This is a genomic window from Cellvibrio fibrivorans (genome assembly GCF_031457055.1).
Lineage (GTDB): Bacteria > Pseudomonadota > Gammaproteobacteria > Pseudomonadales > Cellvibrionaceae > Cellvibrio > Cellvibrio fibrivorans.
Genome location: NZ_JAVDVX010000001.1, coordinates 185992 through 203388, shown reverse-complemented (window position 1 = coordinate 203388; position 17397 = coordinate 185992). Strand labels below are relative to the sequence as shown.

At 50.7% G+C, this 17397-nt stretch carries 15 protein-coding genes and 1 tRNA gene; 13 read left to right on the top strand and 3 right to left on the bottom strand.

Annotated elements, in window-relative coordinates; translation table 11 throughout:
* Positions 1-4 precede the first annotated feature (4 nt).
* From J2X05_RS00895 to J2X05_RS00885, 3 genes are all read right to left on the bottom strand, one after another.
* Positions 5-1069, bottom strand: a complete 1065-nt coding sequence (locus J2X05_RS00895; protein WP_310067470.1) for an FHA domain-containing protein — start codon at positions 1067-1069, stop codon at positions 5-7.
* A complete protein-coding gene (locus J2X05_RS00890) occupies positions 1066-2502 on the bottom strand; it encodes a S1 family peptidase (protein ID WP_310067468.1) in 1437 nt (478 codons plus the stop codon). The genes J2X05_RS00895 and J2X05_RS00890 overlap by 4 nt, the downstream gene beginning before the upstream one ends.
* A gap of 215 nt (positions 2503-2717) precedes the next feature.
* The gene (locus J2X05_RS00885) at positions 2718-3434 is read right to left on the bottom strand and encodes a ComFC family protein (protein WP_310067465.1); all 717 of its coding nucleotides are present in this window, start codon (positions 3432-3434) and stop codon (positions 2718-2720) included.
* 172 nt (positions 3435-3606) lie between these two features.
* On the opposite strand from J2X05_RS00885, the gene bioB reads away from it, so the two are divergent.
* The 13 genes from bioB to truB all read left to right on the top strand — a co-directional run bounded on the left by bioB (position 3607) and on the right by truB (position 17234).
* On the top strand, positions 3607-4665 hold the full coding sequence (bioB, locus tag J2X05_RS00880; protein ID WP_310067463.1) for a biotin synthase BioB: 1059 nt from the start codon (positions 3607-3609) through the stop codon (positions 4663-4665).
* A gap of 64 nt (positions 4666-4729) precedes the next feature.
* Positions 4730-5911: an 8-amino-7-oxononanoate synthase gene (gene bioF, locus J2X05_RS00875; protein WP_310067460.1), complete on the top strand. Its 1182-nt coding sequence runs from the start codon at positions 4730-4732 to the stop codon at positions 5909-5911.
* Entirely contained in the window at positions 5904-7472 is a 1569-nt protein-coding gene (bioC, locus tag J2X05_RS00870; protein ID WP_310067459.1) for a malonyl-ACP O-methyltransferase BioC, read from the top strand. The genes bioF and bioC overlap by 8 nt, the downstream gene beginning before the upstream one ends.
* Complete coding sequence (gene bioD, locus J2X05_RS00865; protein WP_310067457.1) at positions 7465-8160, top strand: dethiobiotin synthase; 696 nt, start codon at positions 7465-7467, stop codon at positions 8158-8160. The genes bioC and bioD overlap by 8 nt, the downstream gene beginning before the upstream one ends.
* Before the next feature lie 13 nt (positions 8161-8173).
* Positions 8174-8854: a DUF2459 domain-containing protein gene (locus J2X05_RS00860; protein ID WP_310067455.1), complete on the top strand. Its 681-nt coding sequence runs from the start codon at positions 8174-8176 to the stop codon at positions 8852-8854.
* A gap of 182 nt (positions 8855-9036) precedes the next feature.
* On the top strand, positions 9037-9279 hold the full coding sequence (locus J2X05_RS00855) for a hypothetical protein (protein ID WP_310067452.1): 243 nt from the start codon (positions 9037-9039) through the stop codon (positions 9277-9279).
* Between the two features lie 35 nt (positions 9280-9314).
* Entirely contained in the window at positions 9315-10250 is a 936-nt protein-coding gene (locus J2X05_RS00850) for a putative metalloprotease CJM1_0395 family protein (RefSeq protein WP_310067451.1), read from the top strand.
* Between the two features lie 196 nt (positions 10251-10446).
* A tRNA-Met gene (locus J2X05_RS00845) sits at positions 10447-10523 on the top strand.
* Positions 10524-10807: 284 nt separating this feature from the next.
* Positions 10808-11302 (top strand): ribosome maturation factor RimP, encoded by a 495-nt coding sequence (rimP, locus tag J2X05_RS00840; RefSeq protein WP_310067448.1) that lies wholly within the window; start codon positions 10808-10810, stop codon positions 11300-11302.
* A gap of 120 nt (positions 11303-11422) precedes the next feature.
* A complete protein-coding gene (gene nusA / locus J2X05_RS00835) occupies positions 11423-12904 on the top strand; it encodes a transcription termination factor NusA (protein WP_310067446.1) in 1482 nt (493 codons plus the stop codon).
* Between the two features lie 60 nt (positions 12905-12964).
* Entirely contained in the window at positions 12965-15730 is a 2766-nt protein-coding gene (gene infB, locus J2X05_RS00830; RefSeq protein WP_310067444.1) for a translation initiation factor IF-2, read from the top strand.
* Between the two features lie 95 nt (positions 15731-15825).
* Complete coding sequence (gene rbfA, locus J2X05_RS00825) at positions 15826-16245, top strand: 30S ribosome-binding factor RbfA (protein WP_310067442.1); 420 nt, start codon at positions 15826-15828, stop codon at positions 16243-16245.
* Positions 16245-17234: a tRNA pseudouridine(55) synthase TruB gene (gene truB, locus J2X05_RS00820; protein WP_310067441.1), complete on the top strand. Its 990-nt coding sequence runs from the start codon at positions 16245-16247 to the stop codon at positions 17232-17234. Before rbfA ends, truB begins: the two co-directional genes overlap by 1 nt.
* Positions 17235-17397 lie beyond the last annotated feature (163 nt).

Genomic DNA, 17397 nt, shown 5'->3' with positions numbered 1-17397 from the left:
TAGTTCAGTTATTGCTTTCAGGTTTTGTAGGCGTATCCGCCGGTGCATCCGATTCGACTGCATCACCACCGTCTTGATCCGGGTTATCTTTTTCGGAGCTCTTTTTTTCAGCGCCGTCTTTTTCAGGATTGTCTTTGCGCTCCCCATCAACTTTTTCTTTCAGGCTTTGCATATCCGCCATAAACTCTTCCAGGCTGTGATCACGGCTAATACGCACTGCCGGTGGATAAATGCGGCTCATATAAAGCTCATCCGACAAGTGATTGCTCGCTTGGTATTCCTTGGTCATGGTGATAGCGGAACCCAGGATCGCGATGGCCGCCAAGTAGATTTTTAAGCGGTTCGGACGTTTATTCCCCGCAGTCAGAAAATGGAAATAGAGCACAATCGCGCAAATAAAAATAAGCGGATGTACGCTAAATGTGAGCAGCGCTTCCCAACTGAATGCATAGGCAACCAAGCCGCTGAGGTGTTCCCATAACTCCAGAAATGCCAGACCCGCACTGGCAATAAATAAATGGCGACCAAAACGTGCGTGGCCGGTAAACAGTTTGCCAAACAGCGCCCAGATTCCACTCCAGCCAATCGCAAAACCAAACACACTGACCAGCTCCAGCAAGTATTTGCTGAGCGTGCCTTGATTGAGATCTGCGAGCCAGGTGCTTAACAGTCCAGTTACTAACAACAAGGCCAAACCAGTAAGTGCTGGTAGCAAACCTTCCCAGCGGTGGTTGGTCAAATCGGTTACTTCTGCGGCCACTTTGTAGTTGGCTGTGCGAATCCGCAATCGTGTGTGGCCGAGGCGATAAATATTATCGCCGCCCACAACAAAAAAATTCTCACGGGTATTGGCGTAAGTGATGCCGTTGTAACTGCCTAAATCCGCGATGATCAGTTCATCCAGTTGATTCAATTCAATCTGCGCATGATGCGCGGCAGTATGTGGGTCATCGAGAATAATATCGTTGTCGTAAGCGCGGCCAATGGTGATTGGCAGATGCGTCACTTTGCTGCGATGTAATACTTCGCCATCAGGTGTTAATTGCTCAACAAAAATGGAGTGGCTCATTGTGCGGCCTCCATAGTGTCGGATTTATTTTGCGCTGATTCAGTATTGGAAGTGTCGCTTGCATCAGTTTTAATGCTGTCATCGAGTACAGGTTTTGTTTCGTCATCCGTTTTTGTGGTGCGATCAATTCCCTGCAAAAATTGGTTAATTAATTTCATGCCGTTGCCGTAGGAGACGCCTTGGATATTGATCATACTTTGCAAACTTTTTTGGCTGTCGTCAGTGCTCGCGGTGATCAACGTGAAATCGTAGAGCTCCTTAAATTTGTGATAAGCCTCGGCGCATACCAGCGCGCGCAGCGAAATATTATTGTGTTTAATAAAATCTTCTGTGCAGGCTGCGGGTGTAATGGTTTCGCTTTTTGCTGTGCTATACACCTGGCCGTTAAACATATTGGTGGCGAGCTGCGCAAACTGCATGGCGTTGAGGTTTTTATTGTGTGCATATTTGTGATGCATGCTGATATGACCGGTTTGCATGTCACCCGATACAAAAATCGCCGATTCCATCGAGCAGTTGATGCTCGCAATGGTGTAGGCCTTTTTCGCCGAACTGTCAGTATTGCCCCAGCAGCGCACTTGGTCGGATTCGCGCACCGGAACACGATAGGGTCCTAAATCTTTAATGCTGAATGGTTTCTCCAATAATTTATCCACCATCACCGCTTGGTGTTCCAGCAACTGTTCACCAATCACCGGTTTGAAATCGGTAGGTGGTGTCATATCGCCCGTCACGCGTGCGAGCAATGCTTGTACATAGCGCACCGGAACCAAAAAACTTACCAATTCGCCGTCTCGCCGATGCGCAACATTTACACCGGCGACTTGTCCGTCTGCGGTCACATTGGGGCCGCCACTCATGCCTGCGTTGACTGGGCCGGTAAACATCAGTTGGTCGGAAAAACCGCGTGCGCTGATACCGTTATAAGTGCCTTCAGAAATGGTAAACCCCAAATCGAGAGGATTGCCGAGCGAATATAAATGTTGCCCTTGATTTAATTTCACCAGTGCGGGTTGCTCGCCGCCATTGACAGCGTGCGGCACTTTGAAAAAACCACTGCCATTGCGCGCAATGCGCACTACAGCTAAATCGTGCAATACATCGACTGCCAGTAATTCAAGCGCACCACTCTTACCGCTGGTGTCCTTGTATTCACCAAAATAGGTTTCTGGCTCCAGCGCAATTTGCGATACCACATGGAAATTGGTCACGACCAAATTCGAATTGCCAATTAAAAAGCCCGAACCAACCGAAGATTGGCTATTGCCGTTTTTCAGCAATACGCGCAACTGCAGTAAGTCTTGCTGGGCAGAAGCATAGAGTTGCTGGGCGGCAGACGATGCAAGGGGTGGGGCAGTTTCAGCCAAGGCGGGCATACTCAAGCTGATAGCCAATGCGATGGCGTGGGTCAGCAGGCGATAGGAAAAGCTCATGAAAATCCTTGCAGCAATTAGGGTAATAAAAAAAGAGTCAGCATAAACGGCCATAGGCGATATAAAGAATCATCGCGGTAAAGGATAGTGGCTGTGACGGGATAGTAGCGACTATTTCTCTACCCAGGTAGCAAGATTTGTCTCGCTCGCTGCAAATGTTGCATTGCAAGCGGACTAATACGCCCGTGTATCAGCGGCGGTTCAATCTAGCTTGCCTAGTGATCCGGCGTGCGCGCCAAGGCCCAAATGTCCACCTGTTTGGCGCCGGCTTTAAGCAATAGTTCACTCAAGGTGCGTGCCGTGGCGGTGGTGGTGACGACATCGTCAATCAGCGCAATCTTCGCAGCTTGGATTGTTAACGAATTTGCCGGTTTTATGCTGAATGACTGGCGTAAATTCTTTAACCGCTGTGCGCGGCTTAACCCTTTCTGCGAATGGTGATAATGCTCTTGTCGGCAGGCTGACAGCACTGGAATCTCCAGGTGTTTACCTACCCAATAGGCCATAAGCTCGCTCTGGTTAAACCCGCGCTGCCAGCGTTTTCGCCAGTGGATAGGCACAGGCACTAAAAAATCCGGGCGCTCACTGTGCCTGCAGGTCTCGGCCAGCAAGCGTGCGAGTAGCTTGCCGCTGCTCAGCTGGCGCCGGTATTTAAACTGGTGAATCAGGTGGTCAAGTGGATGCTCGTAACGAAAGGCGATACTGGATTGGCGAAAAGCTGGCGGTTTTTGCAGGCATTTTCCGCACAAGGCGGCATCGCTGGTTAGTGGCAGGGCGCAGCAGCGGCATAAAAAGGGTTCGCGGTTCAAGCGCGGTAGGGCGGCATCGCATTCGGGGCAGAGTAGCTGAAAGTCGGCGCTGGCGAGGCCGCACATCAAGCAAGGGGCTGGCAGCAGGTGGTTGAGCAGGTTGGTGAGGGTCAAGCGCAGCATAAAAATCCCTATCAAATACATCCTTGGTGGTGGCATTGTCGATATTGCCTGCGCTTTTGTCAAAATGGAGTTGTAAACCCGAATTGAGCTTTTGGGTTGACAGCTTTTTTTGCTCAGTTAAGATGCGGTCATAGTCCGAACACTTTTGCCCAGAACACAATGGAACGCACCTATGAATGCCAGCCTTGCTCCGACCATCAGACACGATTGGACCCGCGCCGAAATCACCGCCCTGTTTGCACTTCCCTTTAGCGACCTGATGTTCCAGGCGCAAAGCGTGCACCGCGCCCATTTCAATCCCAATGAGGTGCAGGTCAGCACGCTCTGCTCGATCAAAACCGGCGCCTGCCCGGAAGACTGCGCCTATTGCCCGCAGTCAGCCCGTTACGACACCGGTCTTGAGCGAGAAAAGTTGATGGCAGTGGAAAAAGTGATTGAGGAAGCCAAAGCGGCCAAAGCGTCCGGTGCTACCCGCTTCTGCATGGGCGCCGCCTGGCGCTCGCCGAAAAACAAAGATATGCCCTACGTGACGACTATGGTGCAGGGTGTTAAAGCCTTGGGTCTGGAAACCTGCATGACGCTTGGTATGCTCGACGAATCACAAGCGCAGGAATTGGCTGATGCGGGTTTGGATTACTACAACCACAACCTCGATACCTCGCCCGAATACTACGGTGAAATCATTACTACCCGCACCTATCAAGACCGATTGGAAACCCTGGCCAACGTGCGCAAGGCCGGTATGAAAGTCTGCTGCGGCGGTATTGTCGGCATGGGTGAAGAAGAAAATGATCGCGCCGGTCTGCTGCAGCAGCTTGCCAATATGCCGGAACATCCCGAATCTGTGCCCATCAACATGCTGGTAAAAGTCGGCGGTACGCCATTGGAAAATGAAGCGGATCTCGATCCGTTTGATTTTCTCCGCACCATCGCCGTCGCCCGTATTTTGATGCCGCAATCGCACGTGCGCCTCTCTGCTGGTCGTGAGCAAATGAACGAACAAACCCAGGCGATGGCTTTCCTCGCTGGCGCTAACTCGATTTTCTATGGTGAGAAATTACTGACTACGCCCAACCCTGAAGCCAACAAAGATATGCAGTTGTTCAAAAAGCTCGGCATCAAGCCCGAAGCTTATGAAGTGCATGAAGATGAAAGCGAGCAGGAGGCATCGATAGTGCATCAGTTGCAAGAAGCGGCAATGGATTCGATGTTTTACAACGCTGCAAAATAAGTTTCACTTTGTGATTATCCCTACGGCGGGTTGCTTCGCTAACCCGCCCTACGCGTGCTTACTCATGTCTTCTCATCTCGATCAAACGCTCGCTCCCGCCCTCGCCGAACGCCGCGCAGCGTATCTTTATCGTACGCGCAAATTGTTGCAGTCACCGCAAACACCACAAGTAGTTGTTGATGGCAAAAACTATCTCGCGTTTTGTAGCAACGATTATTTAGGTTTGGCTAATCACCCTGATGTTATTGCGGCCTTGCAAAAAGCAGCTGAAAAATTTGGTGTGGGCAGCGGTGCATCGCATTTGGTTGCCGGGCACTCAAGCGAACACCACGCATTGGAAGAAGAGTTAGCCGCTTTTACCGGCCGTGAGCGAGCATTGTTATTTTCCACCGGTTATATGGCCAATATGGGCGCAATTACCGCACTGGTCGGTCAAGGTGATGCGGTATTTGAAGACCGTTTAAATCATGCGAGTTTGTTGGATGCCGGTTTATTAAGTGGTGCACGCTTCCAGCGATTTTTGCATAATGATTTGGAAAATTTGCAACACCGTTTGGATAAAACCGATGCGCAGCGAAAATTAATTGTCGTTGATGGTGTATTCAGTATGGATGGTGATTGCGCGCCCCTGCCTGAACTCGCCGCACTTGCGCAAAAAAATAATGCCTGGCTGATGGTGGATGATGCACACGGTTTTGGATGCCTTGGAAAAACTGGTGCAGGCAGCGCGGAATATTTTGGGTTAACGCAAAGCCAGTTGCCAATTTTAATGGGTACGCTCGGTAAGGCCGCTGGCAGTTTCGGCGCATTTATCGCGGGCAGTGAAACTTTAATCGAAACGCTTATCCAATTTGCACGCCCCTATATTTATACCACTGCTATGCCGCCCGCCGTCGCCGCTGCTACACGGGCTAGTCTGCGTTTAATCCAAACCGAACACTGGCGGCGTGACCATCTCAACAACTTAATTGCGCATTTTCGCGCAGGCGCACAAGCGCTGAATTTACAGTTAATGGATTCGTTTTCACCCATCCAGCCGATTGTTATCGGCGATGAAGCCAAAGCTTTATTAATATCGCAAAAATTGGCCGAGCGCGGCATTTTAATTATTGCCATTCGCCCCCCCACAGTTCCTGTAGGCAGCTCGCGCTTGCGCATCACTTTTTCCGCAGAGCATAGCATTGCTCAGGTAGATCTCTTACTAGCTGCATTGGCTGAAATCATGCACGAGGTCGCGCATGATTAATCTGGTGTTAATTCACGGCTGGGGCTGCGATAGCCTCACCTGGCAACCGATATTGGAATCCCTGCAATCATTCGCCACTATTACCTTGATTGATTTACCCGGCTTCGGCGCAAGCCCGGTATTGCCGGAATTTTCGCTCGCTGCAGTGCTCGATAAGATTGCTGCGCAATTGCCACAAGATGCGGTTGTGATGGGCTGGTCACTTGGCGGTATGCTTGCGGTGCAATTGGCGGCGCGCTTTCCAGAGCGTGTCCGAGCGGTAATTACCTTGGCGGCCAACTTAAAATTTGTGGCTGCTCCGGATTATCCCGCCGCTATGCCGGCGGAAATCAATCGCCAATTTAACCAAAGCTTTGAACAAGACCCACAGGCAACCCTGAAATTATTTTGCGGTTTGTTGGCGCAGGGCGATGCAGAGGAGCGCAACCTGTTAAAACAATTGCGCCGCAATGACACAGGTTCAGTGACCGATAACTGGTTGCAAGCATTGCAGCTATTAACGGAGCTTGATAATCGCGTCACCTTTGCACAGCTCACGCAGCCTGGTTTGCATTTGTTGGCTGAAAAAGATGCGCTGGTGCCGGTGGCTGCTGCAGAATTAATGGCGCAGATCAATCCGCAGCAAGAAATCCAGATTTTGGGAAATACCGCTCACGCTTTGCACTGGAGTAAACCGCATGTGGTGATTGACGCTATCGCCCGGTTTGCGAAAGAGAAAATTCTGTCGGTTGCCGAATTGGATGCAACCTCCTTGAATGAAACACCGCTGGATAAAAAAAAGGTTGCCCGTTCATTTAGTCGCGCTGCAGCAACCTACGATTCAGTTGCGCAATTGCAGCGCGATATAGGCGCGCAGTTATTTACACAGCTTCCTGATGGATTACCAGCGCAGTCGGTGGTGGTGGATCTGGGCTCAGGTACCGGATTTTTCACGCGGCAGTTAGCGGTGAAATACCCCGAATCTCAGCTTGTGGGTTTGGATATCGCGGAAGGTATGTTGCATTACGCAGCGCAGCAGCAAAAAGAAATAGCATGGATGTGCTCAGACGCAGAGTTGTTGCCTTTAGCTGATAATAGTGTCGATCTCATTTTTTCCAGTCTCGCGATCCAGTGGTGTAACAATTTGCCGCAATTAATGGCGGAGCTTGCGCGTGTGCTTAAACCGGACGGGCAGCTGCACATTGCGACGCTCGGGCCGCACACATTGCATGAATTAAAATCTGCATGGGAGCAGGTGGATGATTATGTGCATGTGAATCGCTTTCAATCGCAGAAAAATATTATCTCTGCTGTTAAGTCGGTGCGCATGGCGGTGGCTGATGCGCAACAAGAAAATCGTATTCTTTATTACGATCGTTTAAGCGAATTGACCCGCGAGCTAAAATCGTTGGGTGCGCATAATATTAATTCTGGTAAGCCGGAAGGCCTAACCGGGCGCTCGCGTTTGCTTGCGTTTAAAAAAGCGTATGAAGCATTTCGCACGGAGCAAGGTTTATCTGCAACTTACGATGTCATTTATTTGACTGCAAATAAAGAGGCGGCACACAAACATCATGGCTAGAAAAGCATTTTTTATCGCAGGCACGGATACTAACGTTGGTAAAACGTTAGTTGCTGCAGGTTTGTTGGTTGCGGCAAAAAATCATGGCTTGAAAACGGCTGCGTTAAAACCACTTGCTGCGGGTTGCGAAAAAACCGAAGCGGGTCTGCGCAATGCTGATGCGCTTTTATTGCAATCAGTCATTACCCAACCGCTGGTGTATGAGCAAATAAATCCTATTGCATTGGAATCTGCCATTGCTCCGCATATTGCCGCACAACAAGAGAAGCGGGTTTTATCGGCGGATCGTCTGGCAGGATTTTGTCGCGGCAGCTTAAATCAAGTCGATTTTACCTTGGTGGAAGGTGCGGGCGGATGGCGCGTTCCGTTAAATCCGCAAGAGACGCTGGCCGATGTGGTAAAAATTTTGCGCTTGCCGGTGATATTGGTAGTGGGTGTGCGTTTGGGGTGTATCAATCATGCGCTCTTAACGGTAGAAGCGATTCGCAATGATGGTTTGCAATTGGCGGGTTGGGTAGCCAATTGTATTGATGCGGATATGCCGGTGTTGCAAGAAAATATTCACAGCTTGGCAGCGCGCATACCAGCGCCTTGTTTGGGGGTGGTGCCCTGGTTGGAAAGTGCGGTACCCGAAACAGTTGCGAATGCGCTTGATCAGGAATCATTGGCGCACTTTTTTTCCATGTGAATCGCTAATCGTCATGGCTATATCTGTTCGTAATTTTGCGATTTGGTTTTTTATCCTTTGTGCGCTTGCGGGTTGCACCTCTATGCCTGCAAAACAAAAAATTCCTGTCGCCGGTACGGAGCACACTATCTATTTTATTTATCGCGAATGGCATACCAGTATTTTAATTGATGCAACAACCGTCGCGCGCCACAGCCGTTATTTGCAACAAGAGGCTGCTAACCAACGCTATATTCGCATCGGCTGGGGCGATGGCAATTACTTTACCGGCAAAAGTAAAACCTTCGGTTCTGCAACCAAGGCACTGATCGCATCGAGCCATTCAGCGCTGCAGGTGATTGCCTATGCGCAGCCGCCGTTTGCATCCATCCCGCCGGAGACCCGCGTGCCCATCGCAATTACTGACAAGGGGGTGCGCAAGTTGATTCGCTCTCTGGATAAATCCTTTGCGCTGGATGAGTCCGGCCTCGTCATTCCTTTGCAGGCCTATGTGACCGATGCGGGTAACTTCTATCAGGCGAGCGGCCATTACAGCCTGTTCAGCAACTGCAATACCTGGAGTGGGCGCGCCTTGCAGGCGGCCGGGTTGCCGGTGCGCAGCGGCTTGCAACTGACTGCCCAGAGCATCTTTGAGCAGGCGCGCGCCATCTCTGAATATCAGCAAACCCTTGGTTTGGTTGGAAAAAGCGAATAGTTTCAAGTTATATCGCTGGTTTTTTTAAGCCAAACTCGTCTTAAAAGGGGATAGTTAAGCGGCAATCCCGCCTGTTTTTTAAGCATTTCCCGGCGTAAACTATTACATAAGGTTGGGGTAGTGTTTTTTTACTATTTCCCTTTGGTCTCATTCTTGATAGCCAATTTAAAGAGGGCAAACTGATGGACGTAGGTTCTGTAGTCAACCAGGGTCTGATTGGTATGCAAAAAAGCCAGTCATCGATGCTGCAATCAGCACAGCAAATTGCGCAGGCCGGCACTACCCAGCGCGATAACCCACAAGCAAATGATGTTGTTGAGCCACTGATTAACATCAAAGCCCAAAGCCAGGTATTTGATAGTTCTGCCAAGGTGGTGAGAGCTGCCGACGAAACTATAGGTACATTGTTGGATATCAAAGCCTGAAGGTAAACGGTTTCGAATTCTGTGAGGTGAGTTGAGTGATCAATAATGTCCCGTCTAACTTCGCCAATACTGTAGCGCCGTTTGTGCCTATGGGACGAGCGCCTGTTGGTCAGGAAACTACTGATCTAAAATCGTCCACCTTTCGTCCCACTGAACAAATGGCTGAAGCGGGACGAGGGCAAAATCGTCGTCTGCCCGATGAGCGCCCCAACGATGACGTCGAGCGTGACCGTGTTGGACGCGGTGCGCAAGGTGGCGATCAGGCAGTGCAAGATGCGGCATTGAAGCGCCGTGCAGAGCAGGAGCGTCAACAGGCTGAGCGCGAGCAAATTCAGGTATTGGCTGCGCGCGACCGCGAAGTGCGTGCCCATGAGCAAGCACATGCTGCGGTAGCAGGCCAGTATGCAAGCAGTCCGACCTATTCTTTTGTGCGCGGCCCTGATGGTGTGAGTTATGCGGTGGGTGGAGAGGTGCAAATTGACACCAGCCCTATTCCCGGTGACCCCGAGGCGACATTGCGCAAAGCGCAGCAGCTGCGCAGGGCGGCAAATGCTCCGGCGGAGCCATCATCGCAAGACGCTAATGTGGCTGCGCAAGCGGCGCAGATGGAGCAGCAGGCACGCGCTGAGTTGCGCGAGCAGAAAACGATTGAGTCGGAGCAGCGCCGTGGAGACATTGGCGAGGCTAATGGGCAAAATCAGCCTGCTGGCGCTGGTGATTCACAAGACGCTGAACGGGCTCGGGCAAAAGCCGAGGATGAAAAGCAGCGTTTGGCGGATGAGGAGGCGCGGTTGCAAGCCGATCAGGAACGGTTTGAAGCTGAGCAGCGTCTGTTGGATCAGCGTCAGGCGCGCGCAGAATTTTTTAACGAAGGTGCCAAACGCAATATAGATCTCAATCGTCGCTTGATTGAAATTGGTGTGTTCAACTCGGAACCCGGCATAGGCAGTTTTTTGAATAAAACCGTTTAGTGTTAATGGAACTGTCATTTTTTGTTGCTAATTTTCGTTATGAGTGCGCGGTCTGCCGTCTAATTAGACGCATCGCTCAATAAAGCATCCAGATTGGCTTTTGTTGTGTTCAAGTGTTTATTTTCCTTGACCGCATATAGATGTCTCCCTATAATTCGCGGCCTCACTTGAGCGGTTGGCAAATGTGAGTTTCAGTCGCGGGGTGGAGCAGCTTGGTAGCTCGTCGGGCTCATAACCCGAAGGTCGTAGGTTCAAATCCTGCCCCCGCAACCAAAATTTTAGTTTCTTGCTTGCGGTAGATATCAGCAAGAAGCGGTGAAGAAAAGGGATTTCCCGGTTCTCGCCAGAAATCAAGAGGTTACGAATTTGCTTTCTTGTAAAGCAAATTCGGTCGAGAAGCCCCTTTTTGGGGCTTTTTTGTATTTGTTGTTTGCGGGCATCGCCCCCACCGTACGGCCTGTGCGGTGAATGCAGTAAACGTTCGAATGGGCCTTGTGCCCATTTTTGTTTTTTGGGCTTCTGCATTTTGCAGGGCTGGTTTTAGTGCGGATTAAAGCATGGCTTCCAAGCAAGAATTGTTAGAGCAAATGGTTTCACCTGTCGCTACTGCCTTAGGTTGCGAGTTGTGGGGGTTGGAATATTTGACGCAGGGGCGTTACACCACTGTGCGTATCTTTATCGATGGACCCAACGGTGTATCGCTGGATGATTGCGAGCGCGTCAGCCGTCAGGTGAGCGCTGTATTCGATGTAGAAGATCCGATTGATGGTGAATACACACTTGAAGTGTCATCCCCAGGTATGGATCGCCCGCTTTATAAAGAGTCGCAGTACGTGCGCTACCTTGGTGAAACTATCAGTGTGCGTTTGCGAATTGCGCGTGATGGTCGCCGTCGTTTTAAAGGCGTAATCACTAAAGTGGAAAATGGCGATGTGTTTTTGCAGGTGGATAACAAGGAAGTGCAATTGTCGATTGATGTTATCGATAAAGCGAATGTAGAGCCACGTTACGACGATTTGATGCGCGAGCATAATTTAACAGACAAAGATTAAATTCAGTGAGTGTTTGCAGTTTGTTGCGAGCATAGCTTGGTGGAAATAGTAAAACGGAAAACGTAATTATCTAGTGGGTCTAGCACTTCACTAGCTTGAGGAGTTAACAGAGGCAAACCAATGAACAAAGAAATTTTGCTGGTCGCTGATGCAGTATCCAATGAGAAAGGCGTCGATAAAGAATTAATTTTTCAAGCGATTGAAATTGCACTCGCTACGGCTACGAAAAAGCGTTTCGATGAGGACTCATCCATCGACGTGATTATTAATCGCACTACTGGCGATTATGAAACCTATCGCAGCTGGGAATTAGTTGCCGATGATGTTATGGCTGAACTGGGTACCCAGCTTTATCTGGATGAAGCGCGCGATAAAGATCCATCGCTAAAAGTGGGTGATACCTACCGCGAAAAGATTGAGAATGCTGAGTTCGGCCGCATCGCTGCACAGACTGCTAAACAAGTGATTGTGCAAAAGGTACGTGAAGCTGAGCGCGCGCAAATGGTCGATGAGTATCGCGACCGCATGGGTGATTTGATCAGTGGTACTGTGAAAAAAGTGACCCGCGATAGCATTATTGTTGATTTGGGTAATAATGCCGAAGGCGTGTTACCGCGTGACCAATTGATTGGACGTGAAATTTTCCGCATGGGCGATCGTATTCGCGCCCTGTTGTTGGAGGTGCGCACTGAAGCGCGCGGCCCACAGTTGTTGCTGAGCCGCTCGAATCCTCAAGTATTGGTAGAATTATTTAAAATTGAAGTGCCGGAAATTGCTGAAGAAGTGATTGAAATCAAAGGCGCTGCGCGCGACCCTGGTCTGCGTGCAAAAATCGCCGTCAAGACCAATGATGGCCGTATCGATCCAGTGGGTGCTTGTGTAGGTATGCGCGGTTCGCGTGTGCAAGCCGTATCCAATGAGTTGGGTGGCGAGCGTGTTGATATCGTGTTGTGGGATGATAATCCGGCGCAATTTGTTATCAACGCTATGTCACCTGCTGAAATCGAATCGATTGTGGTTGATGAAGACGCCGGTTCAATGGATCTGGCGGTAAACGAAGAAAATTTGGCGATGGCTATTGGTCGCGGTGGTCAAAATGTGCGTCTTGCATGTGAATTGACTGGCTGGAACATCAACGTCATGAGCATTGCTGAATGGCAATCAAAACAAGAAGCGGAATCTGGCAGTTACATCAATATGTTTATGAGTGCGCTGGATGTCGATGAAGATATTGCCGGCGTATTGGTAGAAGAAGGTTTCACTACGCTTGAAGAGGTTGCTTACGTTCCGCTGGAAGAAATGTTGGCAATTGACGGCTTTGATGAAGATGTCGCTGAAGAATTGCGCGCACGCGCGAAAGATGCGCTCTTGACGCAAGCCTTGGCAACGGAAGAGCGTCTCGAAGGTGTTGCGCCAGCAGAAGATTTGTTAAATATGGAAGGTATGGATGATACGTTGGCTGCAAATCTTGCGCGTCGCGGCATTGTCACCATGGAAGATTTGGCCGAGCAATCGATTGATGAATTGTTGGAAATTGAAGGTGTTGATGCGACTCGTGCCGCCGCACTGATTATGAAAGCGCGCGAGCCCTGGTTTGCCTGAGTGTGAGCCACTCTAGTGAGCGAAACCCTGTAGGCAACGAACAATCCCTGAGGAAAAACAATGGCAGAAGTAACCGTTAACGAACTCGCCAAATCAATAGGCGCACCGGTCGAGCGTTTGCTAAAGCAAATGAACGAAGCTGGTTTGCAGCACAAAAGCGCCGAGGCGAAAGTTTCTGACGATGAGAAACAGCGCTTGCTCAATTTCTTAAAGAGCAGTCATGGCGAAGCCGCGCTGGAACCTAAAAAAATCACTTTGCAACGCAAAACTACCACGACGATTAAAACCGGTACGGGTAATGCACGTAAAACGGTAAATGTTGAAGTGCGTAAAAAGCGCACCTACGTGAAACGTGAGGACGAAGTGGGCGAATCCGCCGTTGCAGAGCATGAGCCAGATTTCGAGCAGGAAATTGAAGTGACACCTGAGCCGGTAGTCGCTGAGGTGGTGCTTGCGCCCGAACCTGTTGTAGCTGCGGTGCCGGAAGTTGAATCAGTGGCAGATGAGGTTGTTGCAGATGCGCCGGCTGCTGAAGCCCACTCCCATCGCATCTCCTTTACCGATGGTATTGAAGAGAAGCGCCGTGCGGCAATTGAGCGCCGTCAAGCTGAAGAGGCTGCACGTTTAGCTGAAGTGAAAGCGCGCGATGATGCCAAGCGTGCCGCTGAAGAAGCGCGCCGCAATCCGGTACGCACGGAAAAACCAGCAGAGAAACCCGCTGCCCAGGCGCCGGCGAAAACGGCTCGTCCTGATGCACGCGGTCCTGCCAAAGGTAAGCCTGCGGTGGCAGTTATTGCTCCTCCAGCGGATAAAGAAGATACCAAGCATGGTGGCCACGGCCACAAGAAAAACCATAAGCGCGATGACGACGATACAGAAGATTCTGATCGCAACAAGCGCGGTGCAGGCAAGGCGGTTAAGAAAGGTGCACCGTCCAAAAAGAATCCAAAAATCGAACTGCTGGATTTTGTTGCTGAAGATGGTGAAGACAGTGATGTATTAGCTCGTCGCAGTCATTTGCGTGCAAGTCACAAAAAACACAACAAGCATGCGTTTAAAAAGCCAACCACCAAAATCGTCCATGAAGTGAATGTACCCGAGACGATTGCCGTATCAGAACTGGCGCAGCGCCTCACGGTTAAAGTAGGTGAAGTGATCAAGCGCTTGATGAAGATGGGCGTGATGGCATCGATGAACGAGTCGATTGATCAGGATACCGCGGTATTGCTGGTTGAAGATATGGGTCATCAGGCAGTGCTCGTTAGCGAAAACGATATCGAACATGCACTGGAACGATCGCTGGAAACCGAAGGTGATCTGGTACAGCGCGCGCCGGTTGTTACAGTTATGGGTCACGTTGACCATGGTAAGACCTCACTGCTTGATTACATCCGCGAAGCCAAAGTGGCAGCGGGTGAAGCCGGTGGTATTACCCAGCATATCGGTGCTTACCGTGTATCGACTTCACGTGGTGAAATCACTTTCCTTGATACCCCCGGCCACGCCGCGTTTACCGCCATGCGTGCCCGTGGCGCTAAGGCAACTGACGTAGTGATTCTGGTAGTAGCAGCGGACGATGGTGTAATGCCGCAGACTGAAGAAGCAATTCTTCATGCCCGGGCAGCCAATGTGCCTATCGTTGTTGCCATCAACAAATGCGATAAGCCTTCTGCTGATCCGGATCGTGTAACCAATGAATTAGTAGTGAAGGGCGTTATCCCTGAAAACTACGGTGGCGATACCCAATTTATTCAGGTATCCGCCCATACTGGCCAAGGTATTGATGAACTGCTCGAAGCTATCTCGCTGCAAGCCGAAGTACTGGAATTGCATGCAGTTCCGAGTGCTGCGGCTAAAGGTGTGGTGATTGAAGCGCGCGTCGATAAAGGTCGCGGCACTGTTGCTACTATCCTTGTTCAGCAAGGTACTTTGAAGCAGGGCGATTTGATCCTGGCTGGTCAAAGCTATGGCCGTGTCCGTGCGATGAGCAACGAGCGCGGTCAGCAAGTGACTGAAGCCGGCCCATCTACTCCGGTTGAAATTCTGGGTCTGGATACAGCTCCAAGCGCTGGCGATGATTTTGTGGTGCTGACTGACGAGCGTAAAGCCCGTGAAGTTGCCCAGTTCCGTGCCGAGAAAGAGCGTAAAGAGAAACTTGCGCGCTTCCAGGCATCCAAGCTGGAGAATATGTTCTCCAACATGGAAGCGGGCCAGAAGAAAAATCTGACTGTGGTAGTTAAGGCTGATGTACGCGGTTCACTTGAAGCGATTATGGCGTCACTTAACGACATCGGTAACGATGAAGTGCAAGTGAATATTATCTCTTCCGGTATTGGCGGCATTACCGAAAATGATGTGAATTTGGCGATTACGTCCGGTGCCATCATTGTGGGCTTTAACGTACGTGCCGATAGCACTACCCGCCGTATGGCGGAGTCTGAAGGTGTTGATATTCGCTACTACAGCATCATTTACCAATTGCTGGACGAAGTGAAAGCAGCGCTCAGCGGTATGCTTGATCCAGAGCGTGTTGAGACGATTGTTGGTATCGCCAACGTACGTGAAGTCTTCAACTCACCGAAGTTCGGCCAGGTTGCTGGTTGTATGGTGATTGAAGGTACCGTATCGCGTAACAAGCCGATCCGTGTACTGCGCGACAACGTGGTGATCTTCACCGGCGAACTTGAATCCCTGCGTCGCTTCAAAGATGACGTGAGTGAAGTGCGCAACGGTTTCGAGTGTGGTATCGGCGTGAAGAACTACGACGTTAAAGTCGGCGATCAGATCGAAGTCTATGAAGTGAAAGAGGTGGCGCGCCAGCTCTAAGCCGGTCGCAACACCTGCGCCCCACCCCTGTCATGGGGGTGGGGCTTTGTTATTTTTGTCTGCCCGGTTCAGGGCAAACCAGAGGTTAGTGGCGCATGCCAAGAGAATTTACCCGTTCAGACCGCGTCTCCGATGCTATCCAGCGCTTGCTGGGACAGGTGATCCCCAATGAAATCCGCGATCCGCGCATTGGTTTGGTCAACATCAATGAAGTCACCGTCACCCGCGATATGGCTTACGCCAAAGTCTATGTGACTTTTGTCGGCGTTGACGATGAAAAAGACAGTATTGCCGCCGCTTCGATCCTGAATAAGGCAAGCGGTTTCCTGCGTACTTTTTTAGCGAAAGAATTGAGCATGCGCACTGTGCCCAAACTGCAATTTATCTACGACAAAACCTCGGTTAAAGGCCAGCATCTATCGACCTTGATTGAGCGGGCGTTAAAAGAAGACAGTCTGCATCAGCACGACGACGAACCTTCCCCCGAAGATGATTCCAAGGGCGAGCAGCACTGATGGCGCGTAGAAAAGGCCGTCCTGTTGACGGTGTATTGTTGCTGCACAAACCCGCCGGTATGACTTCCAATCACGCGCTGCAACGCGCCAAGCGGTTGTTTTTTGTGGAAAAAGCTGGCCATACCGGCGCGCTTGATCCTTTGGCAACCGGTGTATTGCCGCTGTGTTTTGGCGAAGCGACCAAATTCTCGCAATTTTTGCTCGATGCCGACAAAGGCTATCGCACCTGTATTCGCCTGGGTGCGACTACCGATACCTGCGATGCCGATGGCGAAATCCTCGAACAAAAATCCGCTGCCGGTATCACGCTCGCGCAAGTCGAAGCGGCGCTCAAGCCATTGATCGGCGATATCTTGCAAGTCCCGCCCATGTATTCTGCGTTGAAACTCAACGGCCAGCCGCTTTACAAAATGGCGCGTCAAGGCGTTGAAGTGGAGCGCGCACCGCGTCCTGTGACGATTCACAGTATCGATATTCTCGCCTTTCGCGCGGGCGATGAAGCCGAAGTGGAGCTGGATATTCGCTGTACCAAAGGTACCTATATCCGCTCGATTGCGGTGGATCTTGGTGTGGCTTTGGGTTGTGGTGGTCATGTCAAAACCCTGCATCGCTCCCACGCCGGTCTGTTTAATGAAAACCAGTGCATTACGCTGGAAGAGTTGCAGTCGCGTTTTGATGAACGACAGGCAGTGGCGGGTGACGAAGCGGGCTATGCTGCATTGGATTCCTACCTGCTCAGCGCTGATGCGCCAGTTGCCAGTCTGCCGGCGGTAGACTTGCCCGCCAACAGCGCCCATTACTTCCGTTTGGGCAACCCTGTGATGGTGTCCAAGGTCTATCGATTTGGCGAGCAAGGTGCTATTGTGCGCGTCTTTTGTGCAGAAACCGAACAATCGCCCCGCGCTTTTCTCGGTTTGGGCAGTATCACCGATGAAGGTGGTGTAGCCCCTAAACGAATTTTGGCGAACCGCTCCTCTAACGAACAGTAAGAGGTGAGCAATAAGCCGCAAGTATTTACCCGTAAGCTATGCTTGCCCGGGTAAAAAGCCGCGGATGACATCCATTGTTCTTCAAGGACTGGATAATCACCGCAACAACCCACCTGTAAATATGCACGGGCGGGCTGTAATTTAATCGCATATTAATTGAGGA

Bases quoted from the DNA above. Each gene is read 5' to 3' on its own strand.
- J2X05_RS00895 (WP_310067470.1), bottom strand. From the start codon at position 1,069: ATGAGCCACTCCATTTTTGTTGAGCAATTAACACCTGATGGCGAAGTA.
- J2X05_RS00890 (WP_310067468.1), bottom strand. From the start codon at position 2,502: ATGAGCTTTTCCTATCGCCTGCTGACCCACGCCATCGCATTGGCTATC.
- J2X05_RS00885 (WP_310067465.1), bottom strand. From the start codon at position 3,434: ATGCTGCGCTTGACCCTCACCAACCTGCTCAACCACCTGCTGCCAGCC.
- bioB (WP_310067463.1), top strand. From the start codon at position 3,607: ATGAATGCCAGCCTTGCTCCGACCATCAGACACGATTGGACCCGCGCC.
- bioF (WP_310067460.1), top strand. From the start codon at position 4,730: ATGTCTTCTCATCTCGATCAAACGCTCGCTCCCGCCCTCGCCGAACGC.
- bioC (WP_310067459.1), top strand. From the start codon at position 5,904: ATGATTAATCTGGTGTTAATTCACGGCTGGGGCTGCGATAGCCTCACC.
- bioD (WP_310067457.1), top strand. From the start codon at position 7,465: ATGGCTAGAAAAGCATTTTTTATCGCAGGCACGGATACTAACGTTGGT.
- J2X05_RS00860 (WP_310067455.1), top strand. From the start codon at position 8,174: ATGGCTATATCTGTTCGTAATTTTGCGATTTGGTTTTTTATCCTTTGT.
- J2X05_RS00855 (WP_310067452.1), top strand. From the start codon at position 9,037: ATGGACGTAGGTTCTGTAGTCAACCAGGGTCTGATTGGTATGCAAAAA.
- rimP (WP_310067448.1), top strand. From the start codon at position 10,808: ATGGCTTCCAAGCAAGAATTGTTAGAGCAAATGGTTTCACCTGTCGCT.
- nusA (WP_310067446.1), top strand. From the start codon at position 11,423: ATGAACAAAGAAATTTTGCTGGTCGCTGATGCAGTATCCAATGAGAAA.
- infB (WP_310067444.1), top strand. From the start codon at position 12,965: ATGGCAGAAGTAACCGTTAACGAACTCGCCAAATCAATAGGCGCACCG.
- rbfA (WP_310067442.1), top strand. From the start codon at position 15,826: ATGCCAAGAGAATTTACCCGTTCAGACCGCGTCTCCGATGCTATCCAG.
- truB (WP_310067441.1), top strand. From the start codon at position 16,245: ATGGCGCGTAGAAAAGGCCGTCCTGTTGACGGTGTATTGTTGCTGCAC.